The 21303-nt window shown below is 72.2% G+C and carries 19 protein-coding genes and 1 tRNA gene; 10 read left to right on the forward strand and 10 right to left on the reverse strand.

All coding sequences use genetic code 11. The features are described 5' to 3' along the window. The first annotated feature begins 7 nt into the window (after window positions 1-7). Complete coding sequence (locus GJR97_RS06990) at window positions 8-1159, forward strand: DUF418 domain-containing protein (protein ID WP_154345793.1); 1152 nt, start codon at window positions 8-10, stop codon at window positions 1157-1159. Window positions 1160-1271: 112 nt separating this feature from the next. On the opposite strand, the gene GJR97_RS06995 is transcribed toward GJR97_RS06990, so the two are convergent. The 3 genes from GJR97_RS06995 to GJR97_RS07005 form a co-directional block, all read right to left on the reverse strand. After that, window positions 1272-1348, reverse strand: a tRNA-Pro gene (locus tag GJR97_RS06995). A gap of 85 nt (window positions 1349-1433) precedes the next feature. Beyond that, a complete protein-coding gene (locus tag GJR97_RS07000) occupies window positions 1434-2411 on the reverse strand; it encodes a metallophosphoesterase (RefSeq protein ID WP_407643580.1) in 978 nt (325 codons plus the stop codon). Beyond that, a complete protein-coding gene (locus tag GJR97_RS07005; protein WP_229276063.1) occupies window positions 2408-4990 on the reverse strand; it encodes a transglycosylase domain-containing protein in 2583 nt (860 codons plus the stop codon). Before GJR97_RS07005 ends, GJR97_RS07000 begins: the two co-directional genes overlap by 4 nt. 135 nt (window positions 4991-5125) lie before the next feature. On the opposite strand from GJR97_RS07005, the gene GJR97_RS07010 reads away from it, so the two are divergent. Together GJR97_RS07010 and GJR97_RS07015 are read left to right on the forward strand one after the other, a co-directional pair. Continuing rightward, entirely contained in the window at window positions 5126-5353 is a 228-nt protein-coding gene (locus GJR97_RS07010) for a hypothetical protein (RefSeq protein ID WP_129233419.1), read from the forward strand. Further along, window positions 5353-5823 (forward strand): RidA family protein, encoded by a 471-nt coding sequence (locus tag GJR97_RS07015; RefSeq protein ID WP_154345795.1) that lies wholly within the window; start codon window positions 5353-5355, stop codon window positions 5821-5823. The genes GJR97_RS07010 and GJR97_RS07015 overlap by 1 nt, the downstream gene beginning before the upstream one ends. A 78-nt stretch (window positions 5824-5901) precedes the next feature. Here GJR97_RS07015 and acs read toward each other — a convergent pair whose 3' ends face one another. After that, window positions 5902-7854 (reverse strand): acetate--CoA ligase, encoded by a 1953-nt coding sequence (gene acs, locus GJR97_RS07020; RefSeq protein ID WP_154345796.1) that lies wholly within the window; start codon window positions 7852-7854, stop codon window positions 5902-5904. Between the two features lie 590 nt (window positions 7855-8444). Between acs and GJR97_RS07025 the strand changes: the two genes are divergently transcribed. The 5 genes from GJR97_RS07025 to GJR97_RS07045 all read left to right on the forward strand — a co-directional run bounded on the left by GJR97_RS07025 (window position 8445) and on the right by GJR97_RS07045 (window position 11525). Next, on the forward strand, window positions 8445-9509 hold the full coding sequence (locus GJR97_RS07025) for a TadA family conjugal transfer-associated ATPase (RefSeq protein WP_154345797.1): 1065 nt from the start codon (window positions 8445-8447) through the stop codon (window positions 9507-9509). Then, complete coding sequence (locus tag GJR97_RS07030) at window positions 9503-10516, forward strand: type II secretion system F family protein (protein WP_154345798.1); 1014 nt, start codon at window positions 9503-9505, stop codon at window positions 10514-10516. Before GJR97_RS07025 ends, GJR97_RS07030 begins: the two co-directional genes overlap by 7 nt. A gap of 133 nt (window positions 10517-10649) precedes the next feature. Further along, the gene (locus GJR97_RS07035; RefSeq protein WP_154345815.1) at window positions 10650-10820 is read left to right on the forward strand and encodes a DUF4244 domain-containing protein; all 171 of its coding nucleotides are present in this window, start codon (window positions 10650-10652) and stop codon (window positions 10818-10820) included. A 16-nt stretch (window positions 10821-10836) separates the two neighbouring features. Continuing rightward, window positions 10837-11145: a TadE family type IV pilus minor pilin gene (locus GJR97_RS07040; protein WP_154345799.1), complete on the forward strand. Its 309-nt coding sequence runs from the start codon at window positions 10837-10839 to the stop codon at window positions 11143-11145. Then, on the forward strand, window positions 11142-11525 hold the full coding sequence (locus GJR97_RS07045; RefSeq protein ID WP_324613250.1) for an Rv3654c family TadE-like protein: 384 nt from the start codon (window positions 11142-11144) through the stop codon (window positions 11523-11525). Before GJR97_RS07040 ends, GJR97_RS07045 begins: the two co-directional genes overlap by 4 nt. A gap of 71 nt (window positions 11526-11596) precedes the next feature. Here the strand turns inward: GJR97_RS07045 and GJR97_RS07050 are convergent, their stop codons facing one another. The 6 genes from GJR97_RS07050 to GJR97_RS07075 all read right to left on the reverse strand — a co-directional run bounded on the left by GJR97_RS07050 (window position 11597) and on the right by GJR97_RS07075 (window position 19204). After that, on the reverse strand, window positions 11597-11839 hold the full coding sequence (locus GJR97_RS07050; RefSeq protein ID WP_324613251.1) for an acyl carrier protein: 243 nt from the start codon (window positions 11837-11839) through the stop codon (window positions 11597-11599). Beyond that, window positions 11836-13341: a 2-oxo acid dehydrogenase subunit E2 gene (locus tag GJR97_RS07055; protein ID WP_154345801.1), complete on the reverse strand. Its 1506-nt coding sequence runs from the start codon at window positions 13339-13341 to the stop codon at window positions 11836-11838. Before GJR97_RS07055 ends, GJR97_RS07050 begins: the two co-directional genes overlap by 4 nt. Next, complete coding sequence (locus GJR97_RS07060) at window positions 13334-14332, reverse strand: alpha-ketoacid dehydrogenase subunit beta (RefSeq protein WP_154345802.1); 999 nt, start codon at window positions 14330-14332, stop codon at window positions 13334-13336. The genes GJR97_RS07055 and GJR97_RS07060 overlap by 8 nt, the downstream gene beginning before the upstream one ends. Next, a complete protein-coding gene (gene pdhA / locus GJR97_RS07065; RefSeq protein ID WP_154345803.1) occupies window positions 14329-15330 on the reverse strand; it encodes a pyruvate dehydrogenase (acetyl-transferring) E1 component subunit alpha in 1002 nt (333 codons plus the stop codon). The genes GJR97_RS07060 and pdhA overlap by 4 nt, the downstream gene beginning before the upstream one ends. Window positions 15331-15338: 8 nt before the next feature. Continuing rightward, a complete protein-coding gene (acsA, locus tag GJR97_RS07070) occupies window positions 15339-17150 on the reverse strand; it encodes an acetate--CoA ligase (RefSeq protein ID WP_154345804.1) in 1812 nt (603 codons plus the stop codon). An 89-nt stretch (window positions 17151-17239) separates the two neighbouring features. Then, the gene (locus tag GJR97_RS07075; protein ID WP_154345805.1) at window positions 17240-19204 is read right to left on the reverse strand and encodes an AMP-binding protein; all 1965 of its coding nucleotides are present in this window, start codon (window positions 19202-19204) and stop codon (window positions 17240-17242) included. Between the two features lie 213 nt (window positions 19205-19417). On the opposite strand from GJR97_RS07075, the gene GJR97_RS07080 reads away from it, so the two are divergent. Both GJR97_RS07080 and GJR97_RS07085 read left to right on the forward strand, forming a co-directional pair. Beyond that, on the forward strand, window positions 19418-20101 hold the full coding sequence (locus tag GJR97_RS07080; RefSeq protein ID WP_154345806.1) for a GntR family transcriptional regulator: 684 nt from the start codon (window positions 19418-19420) through the stop codon (window positions 20099-20101). Between the two features lie 119 nt (window positions 20102-20220). Next, a partial coding sequence (locus tag GJR97_RS07085) for an MmgE/PrpD family protein (protein ID WP_324613253.1) occupies window positions 20221-21303 on the forward strand: 1083 nt, incomplete at its 3' end.

Here is a 21303-nt window from a genome sequence, read left to right on the forward strand (position 1 = left end):
GGCCCGCATGCCGGAGGACGTCGGATCCCGCATCGAGGCCCGACGGCGTCCGGCGTCGCGCATCACCGGCGTCGATGCCGCGCGCGGTATCGCGCTCCTCGGCATGTTCGTGGCGCACGTGGCGCCCGCCGTGGAATCCGCTCAGGTTGCGGAGCTCATCGCGATCGCCGATGAGCGACCTCGCCTGCTGTTCGCGCTGACCGCGGGCGTCGGCCTGGGGCTGCTCACAGGCGCCACGCGCCCGCGCACGGCCGACCGCGGCGAGCTGCGGCGCCAGGTCGCGATCCGCGCGGTGATCCTCATCCTCATCGGCCTGATCGTGATCGCGGAGTTGCGGCCACTCGTGATCGTGATCCTCGACGTCTACGGCATCGCCTTCCTCGCGATGCTGCCGCTGCTGTTCCTGTCCGCTCGCGTGGCGCTCGCGGCCGGGGCGGTGTCGCTGGCCGTCACGCCGGCGGTCGCCGCCCTCGCCGAGCGCGATCCGGCGGTGCGGGCCGCGGCATCCGGCGACGCGGGAATCGTCGTCGAGTGGTTCATCACCGGAGCCTACCCCGTCATCATCTGGGTGCCGGTCATGCTCATCGGACTCGGCTTGGCGCGCCTCGACGTCGCGGCGTCGGCCACCGTCCGCTGGTACGCCCTGGTCGGGGTGCTCGCTGCCGCCGTGTGCCTGCCGATCACCGCCTCGATGCCCGAGAACCAGGTGCTCGGGGCCGACACTGCGGCCGACTGGGTGATCCCCGTGCGCGCGTCACTGGAGACGGTCGGGAACGTCGGCGCCGGACTCGGGGTGCTCGCCGGTGCGGTCGCCGTCACCGCGCTCGCGGTGGCGCCCGTCCGTCGTGCGGCATCGACGCTGCTCTCGCCGATCACCGCGATGGGGGCGATGCCGCTGACGATCTACACCGGCCAACTCGTCGTGCTCTCACTGTCGAAGCGGGTCGGCCCCGGCGGCGTCGCGACGGATGACTCGTGGGGCCTGCTCATCGGCCTGATCGTCGGTTCGATGGCCTTCGCCTGGCTGTGGCGCCGCTACGTCGGCAGGGGGCCGCTCGAGGTACTGCTGAGGGCCGCGAGCGGGCGGGATCGGCAGGACGGGGCCGGCGGCGCTGCAGATGGCACGCGCGGCCGCCAGAAGGGCCGCGGCGACACCTGACGCGATCGCGTCCCATCCGCTCGCGAGCGACGCGGCACATCCGCTCGCCTGGAGAGGTCGATCGCAGGTCGTGGAGACGACGGAAGCCCCTCCCGAAGGAGGGGCTTCCGGATGGTCGGGGTGACAGGATTTGAACCTGCGACCTCTTCGTCCCGAACGAAGCGCGCTACCAAGCTGCGCCACACCCCGGTGGCCCGTGGGCCTCAACAAGAATAGCGGATATTTCCGGCGCCGCTGACCACCTGTGGGCCGCGCCGGCGGTGGGCGGAGGCGCTCAGCGCGCCGCGGTCAGCGTGAGCAGCGTCGCCTCCGGGGGGCACGCGAAGCGCACCGGAGCGTAGATCGACGTGCCGAGACCGGCCGACACGTTGAGGAACGCCGAGCGCAGGCCGTGGCGCCACACGCTCAGGCCGCTCGCCTGCGCGCGGGGGATGTCGCAGTTGGCGACGAGCGCTCCGTAGCCGGGCATGCAGACCTGGCCGCCGTGCGTGTGGCCCGCGAGGATGAGCTGCGCGCCGTGGGTGACGAACGAGTTCAGCACCCGCTGGTAGGGCGCGTGCGTCACCCCGACCGTGACGGTCGGCCTGGGCGCGGCCGCGTTCGGTCGGTCGGGCCACTCCTCGTCGCCCAGCGGATCCTCCGAGCGGAGGTCGTCGATCGCGGCCGTGATGAGGTCGAGGCGGTCGTACCCGCGGTGCGGGTCGTCGACGCCGAAGAACTCGAGGTGCGTGCCGCGCAGGTCGAGACTGGTCGCCGCGTTGTCGATGTCGGTCCAGCCGAGGTCGGCGAAGAAGTCGTGGAGCGCGCGCGTGTCGAGTCGCTTCGCACGGGTCACATGTCCGGACGGGCCGCCGAAGTAGCTGAACGGATTCTTCACCACCGGGCCGAAGTAGTCGTTCGAGCCGTTGACGAACACGCCGGGGACGCCCCGGAACGGCGCGAAGGCCCGGCGGAGGCCCTCGATGCCGCGTTCATGCCCGAGGTTGTCGCCCGTGTTGACGACGAGATCGGGCTGGAGCGCAGCGAGCGAGGCGACCCATTCCTGCTTCGAGGTCTGCCACGGCGCCATGTGCAGGTCGGAGACGTGCAGGACTCGGATCGGTGCGGACCCGGGCGGGAGCACCGGGACCTCGACACGACGGAGCGTCCAACGCGTCCGCTCGACGAGGCTTCCCCACGCCAGAGCGGCGAGCGCCGCCACGCCGACCGCCGAGGCGATCCGCGTGGCGGCGCTCGAGGTTCGGGGACTCACCCCTCGTTGCTCCCGTCGTTGCCGCCGCCGGGTGGCGTCCCGCCCCCGACGGAGAGCTTGCCGACCACGATCGTGACGCGATCACCGGACTTCGCCGATGCACCCGCGTCGGGCGACTGGGAGATCACGACGCCGTCCTGGTTCGGATCGGTGGTGTCCTCCTCGCGGACCTGGACCTTGAAGCCGGCGTCCTTCAGCGTGGACTCGGCGGAGTCGCGGTCCATGCCCCTGACGTCGGGCACGCCGGACACGTTGCCGTTGCTGATGAGCACGCGGATCAGCGAGCCGCGGCCGGCCTGACCGGACGGATCGGTGCCCGCCACCATGCCCTTGGGCTGGTCGCTGTCGACCTCGGGGCCCTGCTCGAACTGGAAGCCCGCGGCCTCGATCGCCTGCTTCGCCGCGTCGACGCTCAGGCCGGTGACGTTGGGGATGTCGACGAGGACCTGCTTGAAGAACTCCGCCTTCGGCTCGGTGAATGCGCCGCCGCCGTACTTGTTGTCGGCGACGGTCATGATCGCGCTCCAGATGCGGTGACGCGCCGACGCGCCGTAGCCGCTCGCGAAGTCGATCGAGCGGAGGCTCGTGCGGTTGTCGCCGCCGGTGACGTTGCCGACCCAGACCGCCGTGGCGACCTCCTTGCTGGCGCCGTTCATCCAGGTGTCGAAGGCGTAGTCGGTGGTACCCGTCTTGCCGATGTGCGGCACGCCGCTGTAGGTCTCCGACTGCGATGCCGTGCCGCCCGCGAAGGTCTGCTGCATCGCGTACTGCATCGCGTACGCGACATCCGCCGGCACGGACTGGGTGCAGGTCGACTTCGGCGGGGCGATCTCCTCGCCGTCGGAGGCGACGATCTTGTCGATCGCGATCGGCGTGCACGTCTTGCCGTCGTTCGCGATGCCCGCGAAGCCCGCGACCATCGTGAGCGGTGCGATCTCCTGCGTGCCGAGCACGTCGGACGGGTTCATCTGCAGTTCGCCGCCGTCGGCGCGGTGCATGCCGAAGGCCTGGGCGGTCTTCTTGATGTTGCAGAGGTCCATCTGCTGGGCCATCGCCATGAAGCTCGAGTTCACGGACCACTTCGTCGCCTCGACGGCGTTGTTCGCCCGTGTCGAGTCGTCGTTGTTCGGCTCGTACGAGCCGACGAAGTCGCCGTCGCACGAGTTCGTGAACTGGGTGAAGGCGCGCTTCGAGCCGTTGAAGGTCTCGAGCAGCGAGTGGCCCTCGTTCAGCCACTCGGCGAGGGTCCACACCTTGTACGTCGAACCCGGCTGGAAGCCGCTCGAGCCGCCGTAGTCGTAGTCGGTGCTGTAGTTGACGGCCGAGTACTCGTTGCTGGTCTCGAGCACCTCGGGGTCGGCCGAGTACTTCTTGTTCTGGGCCATCGCGAGGATGCGCCCGGTGCCGGGCTCGACGCTCACGGCCACCGATCCCACGTCGAACCGAGGGTCGCTGAAGGGGATGTTCTCGGCGATGGCCGTCTCCGCGCGGTTCTGGAGGTCCAGGTCGAGCGTGGTGTAGATCTTGAGCCCGCGCTGCTGGAGCAGCACGGAGCCCTCGTTGACGTCCTCGGTCTCGGGGTCGTCGTACTCGCTGCGGATCACGTTCGCGACGTAGTCGCAGAAGTACGCGGATCCGCCGGCGGTCTGGCAGCCGGTGCTCGGTTCGGTGATCGAGGGAGCGACCGGCTCGGCGATGGCCGCGTCGTGCTCCTCCTGCGTGATCTTCCCGTACTCGAGCATCTCGTCGATGATGTAGTCGCGCCGCTGCTTGTTGGCGGCGTACGGAACGGTCTCGCCGTCGACGACCGTGCCGGCGCCGTTCTCCTCGCTGTCCGGACGGTCGAGGCGGAACTTCTCGGGGTGGTTGACGATCGCGATGAGGCTGGCCGCCTGGGAGAGGGTGAGGTCCTTCGCGCTGGTGTCGAAGTAGTACGACGCGGCGGACTCGATGCCGTAGACGCGACCGCCGAAGGCGGCGATGTTGAGGTAGCCGAGGAGGATCTCGTCCTTCGAGGACTCCTTCTCGAGCGCGATCGCGTAGCGCATCTCCTTGAGCTTGCGCTCCGCGGAGACCTCGGTGGCCTCGGCGTAGGCCGCGTCCTTCTCCTCCTCGGTCTGCGCCGCGTTGACGCCGTTGTTGATCAGCACGTTCTTGACGTACTGCTGCGTGATCGAGGATCCGCCCTGGACGTCGCGGCCGGTCACGGTGCTCACCGCGCCGCGCACCGTGCCCTGGATGTCGATGCCGCCGTGCTCGTAGAACCGCGGGTCCTCACCGGCGACCGCGGCATCCTTCGCGTACTGGCTGATCGCGTCCCACGCGACCTCTTCGCGGTTCTCGTCGAAGAAGGACGCGAGCAGGGCCTCCGAGCCGTCGGAGCGCGTCGCGTAGATGTCGGTCTTCTCGGAGAGCGCGCCGATACGGAGGTAGGCCGGCAGGTTCTCGAACATGTTGATGCTGTTGTTCGCGGCCATGCCCGTGACGGCGAGCGCAGGGGTGACCGCGGCGGTGACCAGCACGCCGGCGAGTGCGCTCATGCCGACGAAGCCGAGGATTCCCGCGGCGGCATCGCTCATCGTTCGATTTTGGGCAGACATAGAGTGGAGCCTAACTGAGGAAGGCTGGCAAAATCCGGCATGCCGCAGGGCCGCAGCGCCCACGGCCGGCTCGAACCTCAGGATAGCCGCCCGTTCCGACACCGAGGAGTCGCCATGCCCGCATGGGAGTACATCACCACCCCGCTGCTGATCCACAACACCGCCGCCATCCTGAACAACTGGGGGTCCGAGGGATGGGAGCTCGTGCAGGTCGTGCAGGGTCCCGAGGGAGGGCTCGTGGCGTACCTGAAGCGTCCCGTCGGGGGCGAGTCGTCGACCGCGGCATCCGCCGGCCAGGCCGCCGCCGCGCAGGCCGCCAAGCAGTTCGAGGGCGACGCCTGATGGGCGCCGTCGGGGACCGGCTGGCCGAGCTCGGCGTCGAGCTGCCCGCCGTGGCGGCTCCGGTCGCCGCCTACGTGCCCGCCGTCGTGACGGGGAACCTGCTCTTCACCTCCGGCCAGCTGCCGTTCGTGGCGGGTTCCCTGCCCGCGACCGGCAAGGTCGGCGACGGCCACGGCCTCGTGCCCGCCGGCGACGCGAAGGAGTACGCGCGGCTGTGCGCCCTGAACGCCCTCGCGGCGATCGAGGCCGAGCTGGGCTCGCTCGAGCGGGTGACCCGCGTGGTCAAGGTCGTCGGCTTCGTGGCATCCGACCCGGCCTTCACGGGCCAGCCCGGCGTCGTCAACGGCGCGTCGGAGTTCATCGGCGACGTCTTCGGCGATGCCGGCCGCCACGCGCGTTCGGCGGTCGGCGTCGCGGTGCTTCCGCTCGACGCGCCCGTCGAGGTCGAGCTCGTCGTCGAGTTCGCGTAGCGCCGCGGGGCGCGACACCCCGCGACGACGGATGCCGCGGCCGGAACCCCCGGCCGCGGCATCCGCTGTTCGGACGGTTCAGCGCAGCTGCGCGCTGATGACCTCCATGATCGAGGTGTCGGCGAGCGTGGTCGTGTCGCCGACCTCACGGCCTTCGGCGAGGTCGCGCAGCAGGCGTCGCATGATCTTGCCGGAGCGCGTCTTCGGCAGCTCGTTCACGATGAACACCTGTCGCGGGCGTGCGATCGCGCCGATCTGCGTCGCGACGTGCCGGCGCAGCTCCTCGCTGGCCTCCATCGGGTCGTTCACGTGCGAGACCTGGCTGGCCTTCAGGATCACGAACGCGACGACCGCCTGGCCCGTGGTCTCGTCCGACGCACCGACCACGGCGGCCTCGGCCGTCCACGGGTGGGCGACGAGCGAGGACTCGATCTCGGCGGTCGACAGGCGATGGCCCGAGACGTTCATGACGTCGTCGACGCGACCGAGCAGCCAGATGTCGCCGTCCTCGTCGCGCCGCGCGCCGTCGCCGGCGAAGTACTTGTCGCCGAACTTCTCCCAGTAGGTCTCCTTGAACCGCTCCGGGTCGCCCCAGATGCCGCGGAGCATCGACGGCCACGGCTCGGTGGCGACGAGCAGGCCCCCGCCCTCGCCTTCGACGGCGGTGCCGTCGTCGTCGAGGATGTCGATCGAGATGCCGGGGACGGGCACCTGCGCCGAGCCCGGCTTCAGGTCGGTGACGCCCGGGAGCGCCGAGATCATGATCGCGCCGGTCTCGGTCTGCCACCACGTGTCGACCACGGGGATCGAGCCGCCGCCGATGACGTGGCGGTACCAGATCCAGGCCTCGGGGTTGATCGGCTCGCCCACCGAGCCGAGCAGGCGGAGCGTCCGCAGGTTGAACTCGTGCGGGATCTGCCGCCCGAGCTTCATGAAGGACCGGATGGCGGTCGGCGCCGTGTAGAGGATCGTGACGCCGTACTTCTCGACGATCTCCCACCAGCGGCCGGGGTGCGGCGTGTCGGGCGTGCCCTCGTAGAGCACCTGCGTGGCGCCGTTCGCGAGCGGGCCGTAGACGACGTACGAGTGGCCGGTGATCCAGCCGACGTCGGCCGTGCACCAGTAGACGTCGCGTTCCGGGTGCAGGTCGAACACGTTCCGGTGCGTGAAGGCCGCCTGCGTGAGGTAGCCGCCCGAGGTGTGCAGGATGCCCTTGGGCTTCCCGGTGGTGCCGGAGGTGTAGAGGATGAAGAGCGGATGCTCCGCCTCGAACGCCCGCGCCTCGTGCTCGTTCGACGCGGTTGCGACGCTCTCGTGCCACCACACGTCGCGGTCGGCGTTCCAGTCGACCTCGTTCTCGCCGCGACGGACGACGAGCACGTTCCGGACGCTGCCGGCCGACTTCTCGAGCGCCTCGTCGACGACCGGCTTCAACGGGAACACGCGGCCCTTGCGGTAGCCGCCGTCGGCGGTGATGACGACGGATGCCTCGGCGTCGTCGATGCGCGACGCGAGGCTGTCGGCGCTGAACCCGCCGAACACGACGGAGTGGATCGCGCCGAGGCGCGCCACCGCGAGCATCGACACGACGGCCTCGGGGATCATCGGCAGGTAGATGGCGACGCGGTCGCCCTCGCGGACGCCGAGGTCGATGAGCGTGTTGGCGGCGCGCTTGACCTCGTCGGTGAGCTCGGCGTACGTGATGTCGCGGGAGTCGCCCGGCTCGCCCTCCCAGTGGAGCGCGACGCGGTCGCCGAGGCCGGCATCGACATGGCGGTCGAGGCAGTTGACGGCGACGTTGAGCTCGCCGTCGTCGAACCACTTGGCGAACGGCGGGTTCGACCAGTCGAGCGTGCGGGTGAAGGGCTTCTCCCACTGGAGCAGCGTGCGGGCCTGGTCGGCCCAGAACTCGAGCCGGTCTGTGCGAGCGGCGTCGTAGAGGCCCTCGTCGGCGACGGCCTGGGCGGCGAACTCGGGACTCGGGCGGAAGCGCCGGATCTCCTCGAGCGCGTGATCGATCTGCGCGTTCATAGTGGTGCGATCGCTCCTTCGCGAAGTGTTCAGATGACGGGTCGCCTGCCCCACACAGCACCCTAGCGGCAGCCGCCCGATGTTTGGCTGCGTGTGTCGCGCGCGGGGGCGGCCCCGCCGGGCGTACGCTGGGCTCGCGCGAAGGGGGCGCGGTGCGGGCGACGTCCGGGCCGGTCGAGCCGCCCCGGTCCCGCGTTGGACGCGATCAGGTGCGGAAACCGTTGTCGGCGGTCCGCTTCACCATCGAATTCCGTCGAGATCCGACCAGTGACTGGAGGATCTCGAAGAGATTTCTGTGCGTCCGCACAAATGAGGACAAAAAGTACTTGCGCATGGATCCCCAGCCCATACACTGATGTACGCCCGAACAAATTCGATTCGAGGCCTGCAGCGCTCGCGATTCCCCCCAATCCGTGCGCTGCCGAGGCGGCACCTGTTCCCCCCAATGGGTGCCGCCCCCTTCTTTTAACGCGGCGTCCCGAATGCCGACAGCACGAGCTCTCCTCCACAACGGCGTGGTGGGGAGCTCGTCTCGTCTCGGGCTTCCGTGGTTCGGGCACGGTCCGCCGCGCGGCCCTAGCGTCGTCCCCATGCCCGCCCCGTTCGTCCCCGTCCCCTCATGGGAGCGCGAGGCCGCGCCGCAATGGGCGCCGCCCGGCCCGGTGGAGAGCGCTTCGGGTGCGGTGGACGGGGCGGGGGCTCCGGTCGTGCGCGACACGACCTCGCAGGTCGTGCCCGATGTCACGGCGCTCGGGCCGCTCGCGCCGTTCGCCGCCGACGTCGGCGTGACCGATCTCTTCGTGAACGGAGCGCGTGGCCTCTGGATCGATCGGGGCGCAGGACCCGAGCATCACGCCGCGTGGCGCGCCGACGAGGACGAGGTGCGCTCCCTCGCGGTGCACCTCATCGCGCGGGGCGGCCGGCACGTCGACGAGGCGACGCCCGCGGTCGACGTCCGACTCGGTTGCGGCATCCGCGTGCATGCGGTCCTCCCGCCGCTCTCGGCCTCCGGCACGCTCCTGTCGGTGCGGGTGCCCCGCGCAGCGGGGGCGAGCCTCGGCGCGCTCGCCCGGTCCGGCATGTTCGATGCGGAGCAGGAGCGCCGGCTGCGCGACGCGGTGCGGGATCGTCGCAACATCCTCGTCACCGGCGCAGGCGGTACGGGCAAGACGACCCTGCTCGGGGCGCTGCTCGCCGAGGCCCCGCCCGGCGAACGCATCGTGCTGCTCGAAGACGTGGCGGAGCTCCGGCCCGCGCATCCGCACGTGGTGTCGCTCGAGGCGAGGCAGGCGAACCTCGAGGGCACGGGGCGCATCGGGCTCGACGTTCTCCTGCGAGAGGCGCTGCGCATGCGCCCCGACCGGCTGGTCGTGGGGGAGTGCCGCGGCCCGGAGCTGCGCGATCTCCTCGCGGCGCTGAACACCGGCCACGACGGCGGCGCGGGGACGCTCCACGCGAACTCGCTCGCCGACGTCCCGGCGCGGCTCGAGGCGCTCGGCGCAACGGCGGGGATGTCCGTGCAGGCGGTCGCCCGGCAGGCGGTGAGTGCATTCGACGTCGTCGTGCACCTCGAGCGAGTCGACGGCCGACGCCGAGTCTCCGGGATCGGCGGGCTCCGGGTCGATGGCGACCGCCTGGAGGTGGAGGCGTGCTGACGCTGCGGATGCCGCCGGACCTCGTACGGATCGTCCGGCGCGACCGCGCCGACGAGTCTGCCGGTCCCGACCGGGTCGCCGGGATCGCCGAGCGGATGGCCGCGCTGCTCACGGCCGGGCTCGCTCCGGCGACCGCGTGGGCCGCGCTCGCCGCGCCGACGGACGGCGGCGACCGACCGACACGGCCGGATCCGGGCCGCGACGCCGACTCGGCCCTGGTCGCTCACGCGGCACGGGCGGCGTCCGACGGCGCGTCCGTCGCCGACGCCGTCGACGCGGCACGAGCTTCGAACGGTGCGGCAGCGCCCGCGTGGGCGGTGCTCGCCGCGGCATGGGCGGTCGCGGATGCCTCGGGCGCGCCGCTCGCGCGCTGCCTGACGATGCTCGCCGCGACCCTGCGCGACGAGGCCCAGCTCCGTCGTGAGGCCGCGGCCCTCCTCGCCGGACCGGCGGCGAGCGCGCGCCTCGTGGCGGCGCTGCCGCTGATCGCCGTCGCGTTCGGCGCCCTGCTCGGGTTCGACACGCTCGGCGTGCTCCTCGGCGGGCCGATCGGGCTCGCCTGCCTGCTCGTCGGGTCCACGCTGCTCTGGTGCGGGGCGCGGTGGAACCGGGCGCTCATCCGGAGGGCCGCCGTCGCGCACCCCGCCGCCGGGTTGGAACTCGAACTGCTCGCGATGGCGCTCTCGAGCGGCGCATCGGTCGCGCGGGCCCGGCAGATCGTCGAGCACGCGATGGCTCGACACCTGCCCGGATCCGCGGCGCCCGGCGAGGCGGCATCCGTCGTCGGGCTCGCCGAGCGCGCCGGCTCGCCCGTGGCCGACCTGCTCCGTGCGGAGGCGAACCGCATCCGTGGTGCGGCGCGTGCCGAGGGCGCCGCGCGCGCTGCGACGCTCGGGGTGCGGCTGATGCTCCCACTCGGCTGCTGCGTGCTCCCGGCGTTCGTGCTGCTCGGCGTCGCCCCGCTCATGATCTCCGTCGTCACGGGCACGCTCGGCGGTGCCGTGTGACGACGTCCGGACTCGTGCCACCGTCGCCGCCGTGCGCGGCAGAGAGAAGGAGAACCGAATGCACCAGGCACCGTCGATCGATCGGCCGGCCCGGGAGGAACCCGCACGGTGGGCGCGCGCTCGCCGTGGCCTCATGGCGGTCATGCGTCGATTGGCACGAGAACGCGGCGCCGCCACCGCCGAGTACGCGGTCGCGACGATGGCGGCGGTCGGCTTCGCCGGGCTTCTCGTGGTCATCCTCCGCGGAGACGAGGTCCGCGGGATCCTCACCGACCTCGTGCGGAATGCGCTCACGGTCGGCTGACCACGAGCGGGGCAGCGTGACGGCGGAGTTCGCCGTCGCGCTGCCCGCGATCGCCCTGGTGCTCGCTGCGACCCTCGCCTCGGTGCACGCCGTCGCGCTGCAGGTCCGACTCGCCGATGCGGCGGCGGACGCCGCTCGGGCGCTGGGCCGCGGGGATTCGGTCGACGCGGCGGCCGGCATCGCGGGTCGGCAGGTGGAGGGCGCGAGTCTCACTGTCGTCGACGACGGGGAGTTCGTCTGCGCGACCCTGTCGTCGCATCCCGGCGGCGTGCTCGCGGCGCTCGAGCTCCGCTCGGAGTCGTGCGCGATGCGGGGCGGGTTGTGAGGGGCGAGTCCGCGGTCGACGCACGCCGCGCCGGCAGGTTCGCCGACGACCAGGGGGCGGCGACGGTCGTCGCCGTCGCGATCCTCGGTGCCGTGGTGGCGCTCGGCGTCGCGGTGGTGGGCGTGCTCGGCGCCTCCGTCGCGGCGCAGTCCGCCGCGAACGCCGCGGACGCCTCGGCGCTCGCCGCGGCCGACGCCGTCAGCGGCGCCGTGGCCGGCGAGCCGTGCACGTTGGCGGGCGACCTCGCGCGCCGCAACGGTGCGACGCTCCTCGAGTGCCGGATCGAGGGGTCCGCCGCCGTCGTCTCGGTCGCGCTCGCGCTCGGCCCCGTACGCGCGACGGCGTCGGCGCGTGCGGGGCCACCGGGCTGGGGCGGGTGAGGAGCGCCGGGCCGGTCGAACGTCGCGACCGAGCGATCGGCCGGTCGGTGCCGTGCGGTGCGTGCGGTGCGTCAGCCTCGCTTGGCGATGTAGTCGACCAGTGCCTGCACGGTCGTGAGGTCACGGTAGTCGTCCTCGGGCGTCGAGACGCCCGTCGAACCGGCGAGGACCTCCAACAGCCGGAGGAAGTCGAGCGAATCGAGCTCGAGGTCCTGACGCAGCCGGGCGCTCGGGTCGAGGTCGTCCGGCTCGACGTCGGGGGCGATCTCGTGGAGCGCGGCGAACACGGCCGCCCGGGCATCCGACTCGTTCACAGCTCCTCCGGTCTCTGCAGCAGTTCGTCGACGCGGGCCAGGAAGCGCCCGCCCCGCAGCCCGTCGCTCACGCGGTGGTCCGCGGAGAGCGTCGCCGTGACGACCGGGCGGACGCCGAGGAGCCCGTCCCTCGCCCACGGCCGCTCGATCACGCGGCCGAACCCGACGAGCGCGACCTGCGGCGGGTAGATCACGCCGAAGACGGTCTCGACGCCGAGCTCGCCGAGGTTCGTGACCGTGATCGTCGGATCGGCCATCTCGGCGCGATGGAGGCGCCCGGCCCGGGCCCGCGCGACGAGGTCGCGCAGCGACGCCATCACCTCGTCGGGTGTCAGCCGGTCGGCGTCGTGGATGGCGGGAGCCACGAGCCCGCCCCCGCGCAGCGCGATCGCGACGCCGAGGTGCACGGCGGAGCTCTGCCGGAACTCGCCGTCCACGAAGAAGCCGTTCACCTCGGGCACGTCGCGCGCGGCTCGGGCGCTCGCGGCCAGGAGGAGCGCCGCCGGAACCAGCCGCTCGGCGAGCGGGCGCCCGGCATTGGCTCGCCGCATCCACTCGAGTGCCGGTCCCAGGTCGATCGTCGTGCTGAGGTAGTAGTGCGGGATCTCGCGCTTCGAACGGGCCATCAACGAGCCGATCGCCCGGCGCAGGCTCGCGACGCGGTCGGACACCGAGGGTCCGCTCGCCCGCGCTCGGTCCCGGGCCTCGGCATCCTCGCCGCCGGGCCGCGAATGCGATCGCCGGTCACGGCCACGATGCGTCGTCGCCGGAGCGGCGGCGGTCGTCGCTTCCGGACGCTCGCGCGGCTCCGTCGCACGGCGCACGTCGGCCTCGGTCACCGCCCCGCCCGGAGCCGTCCCGGCGACCGTCGAGAGGTCGAGGCCGAGATCTGCGGCGAGCCGCCTCGCCCGCGGCGACGAGCGCACGCGTCCTGTCCCCTCGGCGGAGGAGGCGGGAGCCCGGGCGACCGGCGGCGCGACCGGCGCGGAGTCGCGGGACGGCGAGCCCGCGACGCGGGCGGGTGCGCCCTCCGCGGACGTGTCCGGGCCGACCGGGCCGCTCGCGGCGGCATCCGCGGCGGCGGCCTCGACATCGGCCCTCGTCACGGCTCCGCGGCGCCCCGTTCCCGTCAGGCGCGTCACGTCGACCCCGAGTCGGTGAGCGAGACTGCGGATGGGCGGGGCGATCGCCGGGACCTCGACTGCGTCCTCCGCCGATCCGGGTACGGCTGCGCCGGGCGACGATGCCTGGATCGCGCCATCCGCCGGTGTCCCGGTCACTCGAGCGATCGGCGTGCCGACCGGCACGGTCTCGCCGAGCTCGACCAGGTACTCGGCGACGACGCCCTCCTCGAACGACTCGATCTCCATGACGGTCTTCTCGGTGTCGACCTCGGCGACCAGGTCGCCGCGGTGCACGTAGTCGCCGGGCTTCACGAGCCACTCGACGACCTTGCCGTGCTCCATGTCCGCGCCGAGCGACGGCATGAGCAGCTCAGGCATGCCCGGCCACCGCTTCGACCTGGCCGACCGTCGCACGTGCCGCCGAGATCACCCGCGCGACGGACGGGAGCGCCGCCTCTTCGAGGTGCTTCGCATACGGCACCGGCACCTCCTCGCTGCAGACCCGCGCGACCGGCGCGTCGAGCTCGTAGAACGCCGACTCGGTGATGCGGGCGCTGACCTCGGCGGAGAGGCTCCCGCTGCGCCATCCCTCGTCGACGACGACCGCGCGGTGCGTCTTCGCGACGGTCGCGAGGATCGCGTCGTCGTCGAGCGGCCGGAGCGTGCGCAGGTCGATCACCTCGGCGTCGATGCCCTCGGCGGAGAGGGAGTCGGCCGCCGCCAGCACCATCGGCAGCGTGCCCCCGTACGTGATGATCGAGACATCCGCGCCGGCGCGGCGGACCGCGGCCCGGTCGATGTCGACCGGCCCGGCGTCATCCGCCAGCTCACCGGCCACGTTGTACAGCGACCCGTGCTCGAAGATGAGCACCGGGTCGGGGTCCTCGAGCGCGGTCCACAGCATGCCGCGCGCGTCTTCGAGCGTCGCCGGCGCGAGGATGCGCAGGCCCGGGATGTGCGCGAGCCAGCCCTCGAGGCTGTGCGAGTGCTGCGCCGCGAGCTGGCGCCCGCCGCCGGTCGTCATCCGGACCACGAGCGGCACGTTGAACTGGCCGCCCGACATGTGCAGCAGCGTCGCGGCGTTGTTCACGATCTGGTCGAGCGCGAGCAGGCTGAAGTTGACGGTCATGACCTCGACGATGGGCCGCATGCCGCCGAGCGCGGCGCCGATTCCGGCCCCCACGAACCCGGCCTCGGACAGCGGCGTGTCGCGGACGCGCTGCGGCCCGAACTCCTCGAGCAGGCCGAGGCTCACCGCGAAGCCGCCGCCGTAGCGTCCGACGTCCTCGCCCATGAGGAACACCCGCTCGTCGCGCTGCATCGCGTCGCGCATCGCCGCGCGCATGGCTTCGCGGAACGTCGTCTTCATGCGGTGCTCCGCTCGCTGTGGACGTGCCGTGCGAGGTCGGCGAGGGGTTCGAGCGTGCCCGACTCGGCGAACTCGACGGCCGCGTCGACCTCGGCGTCCACGTCACGGGTGATCGAGGCCCAGCCGTCGGCGTCGAGCAGGCCGGATGCCTCGAGCTCGCCGCGCAGCGACGCGATCGGGTCGCGCTCCATCCAGTGCTCGACCTCGGCCTTCTCGCGATACCGCTCGGGGTCGAACATGGAGTGGGCTCGGAACCGGTAGGTGCGGAACTCGAGGAAGTGCGGCCCGCCTCCCGAGCGCACGGCCTCGACCGCCCGCCGGGCCGACTCCTCGACGGCGAGCACGTCCATGCCGTCGACCGCCCACGATGCGACCTCGTACGACGCGGCCTTGAGCGCCAGGTCGGTCTGCGATTCCGACCGCTCGAGCGCGGTGCCCATGGCGTAGAGGTTGTTCTCGCAGCAGAACAGCACGGGCAGGTCCCAGAGGGCCGCCAGGTTGAGGCTCTCGTGGAACTCGCCCTCGGCCATCGCGCCCTCGCCGAAGAAGCAGGCCGTCACGCGGTCGCGCCCCTGCATCCGGTCGGCGAGCGCCAGGCCGACCGCGAGCGGCAACCCGCCCGCGACGATGGCGTTGCCGCCGTAGAAGCGCGTGTCGGCGTCGAACAGGTGCATCGAACCGCCGCGTCCGCGGCAGCATCCCTCGGCGTGCCCGAACATCTCGGCCATGATCGCGGTCGCCGGCACGCCTCGGAGCAGCGCATGGCCGTGCTCGCGGTACGTGGCCACGACCGCGTCATCCGGCCGAAGCGCCGACATCACCCCCGCCGCGACCGCCTCCTCGCCGATGTAGACGTGCAGGAACCCGCGGATCTTCGATGCCGAGTAGAGCTCGACGCAGCGCTCCTCGAGGCGCCGCACGCGCAGCATCTGCCGCAGCAGTTCGCGCGCCTGATCGGGCCGGGCGGTGATCAGCGCAGCGCGTTCCTCGGCGGTCATCGGCGGGGTCATCGTCCGGCCTCCAGTGTGGACGTGTCGCCCTCGGGCAGGCCGAGCTCGCGGGCCTTCAGCAGCCGCCGGAGGATCTTGCCGCTGCGCGTCTTGGGCAGCGCGGGCGCGAAGTCGAGCAGGCGCGGGGCCACGGCGGGCCCGAGCCGCTTGCGCGTGAAGCCGATGAGCTCGAGCCGCAGCGCATCGGATGCCTCGTGGCCCGGCTTCAGCTCGACGAACGCCTTGACGACCTCTCCGGCCACCTCGTCGGGCACGCCGATCACGGCGGCCTCTGCGACCGCCTCGTGCTCCAGGAGGCAGCTCTCGACCTCGAACGGGCCGATGAGGTGCCCCGACGACTTGATGACGTCATCGCCGCGCCCGACGAACCAGAAGTAGCCGTCGGCGTCGCGGCGGGCGAGGTCTCCGGTCAGGTACCAGCCCCCGGCGAAGCACTTCCGATAGCGCTCCTCCTCGTGGAGGTAGCCGCGGAACATCGACGGCCAGCCCGGCCGCAGGGCGAGCTCGCCGGTGGCATCCGGCTCGCACAGCACCGCCTCGCCGTCGCGGACGACGGGCGCGCCCGTCTCGTCCCGCGCCACGACGCCCGCCTCGATGCCGGGCAGGGGCCGGCCCATCGAGCCGGGCCTGATGTCCATCGCCGGGTAGTTCGAGATCATGATTCCGCCGGTCTCGGTCTGCCACCAGTTGTCGTGCACCGGGCGGCCGAACGCCTCCTGTCCCCACACGACGACCTCGGGGTTCAGGGGTTCGCCCACGCTCGCGACGAATCGCAGCGCGGACAGGTCGTGGTCCGCCACGCGTTCGGCGCCCGCCTTCATGAGCATCCGCAGCGCGGTCGGTGCGGTGTACCAGACCGTGACCCGGTGGTCCGCGAGGATCCGGTACCAGCGTTCGGCATCCATCTCCTCCTCATCGACGATCGCGGTCACGCCGTGCACGAGCGGAGCGATGATGCCGTACGACGTGCCGGTCACCCAGCCGGGGTCGGCGGTGCACCAGTACACGTCGTCGGGGTGGAGGTCGAGTGCGAACCGGCCCGTCGCGTAGTGGGCGACGACGGCGTCGTGCACGTGGATCGCGCCCTTCGGGCGGCCCGTCGTGCCGCTCGTGAAGTGCAGCAGCGCCATGTCCTCCGGGCCGGTCGACGCGGTCGGGCCGTAGTCGGTCGCCCCGGCGAGCAGCGGGGCGAGGTCGAGCGTGCCCGGCTCGGGCGCGGCATCCGTCGGACCGCCGTCGTCGACGAGGAGGACGTGCCGGAGCTCTGGCAGCTCGTCGCGGATGGGCGCGACCTTCCGGCGGTAGAGCGCCCGCGTGGTCACGAGCACGCGTCCAGAGCCGATCTCCATGCGCTGCCGGACCGGCTCGGGTCCGAACGCCGAGAACAGCGGGCAGAAGACCGCACCGTGCTTCAGCGTGCCGAGCACGGCGGCGTAGAGCTCGGGGCGCCGGCCGAGCAGCGAGTACACGCGCTCGCCGCGTTCGACGCCGAGCTCGCGCAGCACGCTCGCGAACCGGCCGGCCTCGTTCGCGAGCTGCGCATATGTCAGCGCCCGGACCGAGCCGTCCGCTCGGATGAAGCGCAGCGCCTCGCGGTCGGCGAGCGGTCCGGCGGCGTGGCGGTCGACGGCCTCGTGGGCGATGTTGGTCCCGCCGCCCGGCAGGCCGGACAGCGCGCGCCTCGCGTCGGACCAGTCGAAGCTCGCCCGGGCCTCGTCGTAGTCGACGAGGTTCGGGCGCACGGCCAGCTCCGCGGCGTCCTTCCGGATCACGGGCCAGTGGATCGATGACGGCGTCGTCGCCTCCATGCCCCGAGCCTAGGCAGGGCGGATGGCGCGGGGGCGGGGTCCTTCGTCCCGCGGCGTCCGTCGGCCGAAACCAGCCCTCCGCCGGTGGATCAGCGCCCGAGCGCGGCCTCGAGCGCGCTGAGCACGGAGGGGTCCTCGATGGTCGCGGGCACCTTGTACGGCTCGCCGTCGGCGATCTGTCGCATGGTCTTCCGCAGGATCTTGCCCGAGCGCGTCTTCGGGAGACGGTCGAGCACGGTGACGTCGCGGAACGCCGCGACCGGGCCGACCGTCTCGCGCACGAGCGCGACGAGTTCCTTCACGAGCACGTCGTGCTCGATCACCGTGCCGTGCTTGAGCGTCACGAACCCCGCGGCACGCTGGCCCTTGAGCTCGTCCCTGATCCCGATGACGGCGACCTCGGCGATCGCAGGATGGTGGTTCAGCGCCTCCTCGAGCCCGCCCGTCGAGAGGCGGTGGCCGGCCACGTTGATGACGTCGTCGGTGCGGCCCATGACGTAGACGTAGCCGTCGTCGTCGACGTACCCGGAATCGCCGGTGGCGTAGTGCCCGGTGAACGCCGTGAGGTACGAGGCGACGTACTTCTCGTCGCCGCCCCACAGGGTGGGCAGGCTGCCCGGCGGCAGCGGCAGCTCGAGCACGATGTTGCCCTCGACGCCGGTCGCGACGGGCCGGCCCTTCCCATCGACGATGCCCACTCGGTAGCCGGGCACCGGGACGGTGGGGGAGCCGGGCTTGACGGGCAGCGGTTCGATGCCGCGCGGGTTGGCGGCGATCGCCCAGCCGGTCTCGGTCTGCCACCAGTGGTCGATCACCGGGCAGTGCAGGGCCTCGTCGATCCAGTGGTACGTCTCGGTGTCGAGGCGTTCGCCCGCCAGGAAGAGGGCCTGGAGGCTCGACGTGTCGTAGCCCGAGAGGTGCTCGAGCGCCGGGTCCTCGCGACGGATGGCGCGCACCGCGGTGGGCGCCGAGAACAGCACCTTGACGCGGTACTCCTCGACCATCCGCCAGAACGCGCCCGCGTCGGGCGTGCCGATGGGCTTGCCCTCGTACAGCAAGGTCGTCGCGCCCGCGAGGAGCGGGCCATAGACGATGTAGCTGTGGCCGACGACCCAGCCCACGTCGGATGCGGTCCACATCACGTCACCCGCACGGATGTCGTAGATGTTCCGCATCGACCACGCCAGCGCGACGGCGTAGCCGCCGTTGTCGCGCACGACGCCCTTGGGCGTCCCCGTCGTGCCCGACGTGTAGAGGATGTACAGCGGGTCCGTCGCCACGAGCTCGACCGGCGCGACCGGCTGGGCGTGCGCGAGCTCGTCCTCCCAGTCGAGCCAGCGGACGCCCACGCGTCCGTCGAACGCCGCGGCATCCCCGGGCACCGCCTCGCGATTGCGCACGATCACGGCCTCGACGCTCAGCTCGTCCTCCGAGACCACGGTGATCGAGCTCGTCGGCGTGCCCGCGACGGATCGGTCGCCGACGATCATCGCGAGCGCCTTCTCGACGATCGGGAGGTACTCGACGACGCGTCCGGGCTCGAGGCCGCCGGAGGAGGTGACGATGAGCTTCGGCGCCGCGTCCTGGATGCGCACGGCCAGCTCGTTCGCGGCGAACCCGCCGAAGATCACCGAGTGGACGGCGCCGATGCGGGCGCACGCGAGCATCGCGATGACGGCCTCGGGCGTCATCGGCAGGTAGATCGCGACGCGATCGCCCTGCGAGACGCCGTTGCGCCGGAGCACGCCCGCGAACAGCTCGACCTCGTGGAGCAGTTCCGAGTAGGTGAAGCTGCGCTTCGAGCCTGTCATCGCGGAGTCGTACGCGAGTGCGACCTGGTCGCCGCGCCCGGCCGCGACCCAGCGGTCGAGCGCGTTGGCGCTGACGTTCAGGGTGCCGTCCGGGAACCAGCGGTAGAGCGGTGCGGCGCCGGCGTCGAGCGCGCGGGCGGGAGTGCGCATCCAGTCGATGAGGCCGGCCGCGTCCAGCCAGAACCCCTCGGGGTCCTCCATGCTGCGGCGGTACTCGTCGGCGTAGCTCGTCGTCGTGCTCATCGCGGTTCCTCCCTCGAGGGCGGCACCGGTGCGGGCCCCCGGGACGTGCGGTCCTGCCCGTGCCGGCTCTGGAACGGGCTTGCGCTCAATGTATACACGAAACATCAGTTCGTCGAGAGCGCTCGGCCGATTCGCAGGAATATCGCCGAAGATTGCGGCATCAGCGGCATCCGTGTATACATGAGTCGTCGCCGACGAAGACGGGAGGAACGCATGCGAGCAGGTGAGCGGGCGTACGACACCCTCCGCGGCGAGATCCTCGACGGCGTGCTGGGCCCGGGCACGGTGCTCCAGGAGGTCGAGCAGTCGGTCCGCCTCGGCGTCAGTCGCACGCCGGTGCGCGAGGCGCTCCGTCGCCTCGCCGCCGACGGCCTCGTCGAGCCGACCGCACGCGGCACCATCGTGACCGCGATCTCTCGCGCCGACATCGTCGCGCTCTACGAGCTCCGCGAGGCGCTCGAGGCCCGCGCGGCCGGCCTCGCGGCGAGACGGCGAGCGGATGCCCCGTTCCTCGCGATCCGCGACCGGCTGCGCGATGCGCCCCGACTCCTCGCCGAGGGCGAGGCCGGGCTCACGCGCTACTTCGAGATCGTCGACGACCTCGACCGTGCCATCGACGAGGCGGCCGCGAACCCGTTCCTCGGCGGAGCGCTGCGCAGCGTCCAGCTGCACTCTGCGCGCATCCGCCGCCTGTCCCGGCACAACCCCGACCGCCTCCGGGCGGCCGCGGGGGAGCACGAGCTCATCGTCGACGCGATCCTCGCGGGCGACGCCGAGCTCGCGTCGCACGCGACCCACGTCCACCTCCACCGGAGCCTCACCAACGCGCTCGCGAGCGCCCCCGTCGACGAGGTCGCTGAACCGGCCGACGTCGACGACGGGCCGCGCGTCGCGTGAGCGAGGCATCCGCTCGCCCCCACGACCGCCCGATCGCCACCGGCCGGCCCCGCCGGCTCGGACCGGGCCCGAAGACCACTCGAACGACCGAAGCGAACACCGAACCGAAAGGCCGAACCGTGCAGCTCCACCACGTGCGCGTCCACCGCAGCGAGGAGAACCTCGCCCGCCCCGACCAGCTCGCCTGGAAGATCGCCGAGGTCGCCGCCGACCCCGTCGAGGTGACCGACGAGGTCGCCGAGATGGTCGTCAACCGCGTCATCGACAACGCCTCGGTCGCCGCGGCGTCGCTCACGCGCGCCCCGATCATCGCGGCCCGCTCGCAGGCGACCGCGCACCCGGTGTCGGTCGGCGGCGAGGGTGCGACCGTGTTCGGACTCGAGCCGGCACGCCGCACGAGCCCCGAGTGGGCGGCGTGGGCGAACGGGGTCGCGGTCCGCGAGCTCGACTTCCACGACACGTTCCTCGCGGCCGAGTACTCGCACCCCGGCGACAACATCCCCGCGATCGTCGCGGTCGCGCAGCACCTCGCGTCGCAGCGGGGCCTCACGGGCCGCGAGGTCGTGCGCGGCATCGCGACGGGCTACGAGATCCAGGTCGACCTCGTGAAGGCCATCTCGCTGCACAAGCACAAGATCGACCACGTCGCCCACCTCGGCCCGTCGGCCGCGGCGGGCATCGGCACGCTCCTCGGCCTCGACCCCGAGACGATCTTCCAGGCCGTCGGCCAGGCGCTGCACACCACGACCGCGACGCGGCAGTCGCGCAAGGGCGAGATCTCGACGTGGAAGGCGCACGCGCCCGCCTTCGCCGGGAAGATGGCGGTCGAGGCCGTGGACCGCGCCATGCGCGGGCAGACGAGCCCGGTGCCGATCTACGAGGGCGAGGACGGCGTGATCGCGTGGCTCCTCGACGGGCCCGACGCCTCGTACGAGGTGCCGCTGCCCGAGGCGGGCGAGGCCAAGCGCGCCATCCTCGACACCTACACGAAGGAGCACTCGGCCGAGTACCAGGCGCAGGCGTGGATCGACCTCGCCCGCAAGCTGAACCGCGAGCACCCCGAGCTCGTCGCCGACCCGTCGCGCATCGCGAGCGTCGTCATCCACACGTCGCACCACACGCACTACGTGATCGGGTCCGGCGCGAACGACCCGCAGAAGTACGATCCGGATGCCTCGCGCGAGACGCTCGACCACTCGATC

Origin of the sequence: Agromyces kandeliae (assembly GCF_009674665.1) — a bacterium.
GTDB lineage: Bacteria > Actinomycetota > Actinomycetes > Actinomycetales > Microbacteriaceae > Agromyces > Agromyces kandeliae.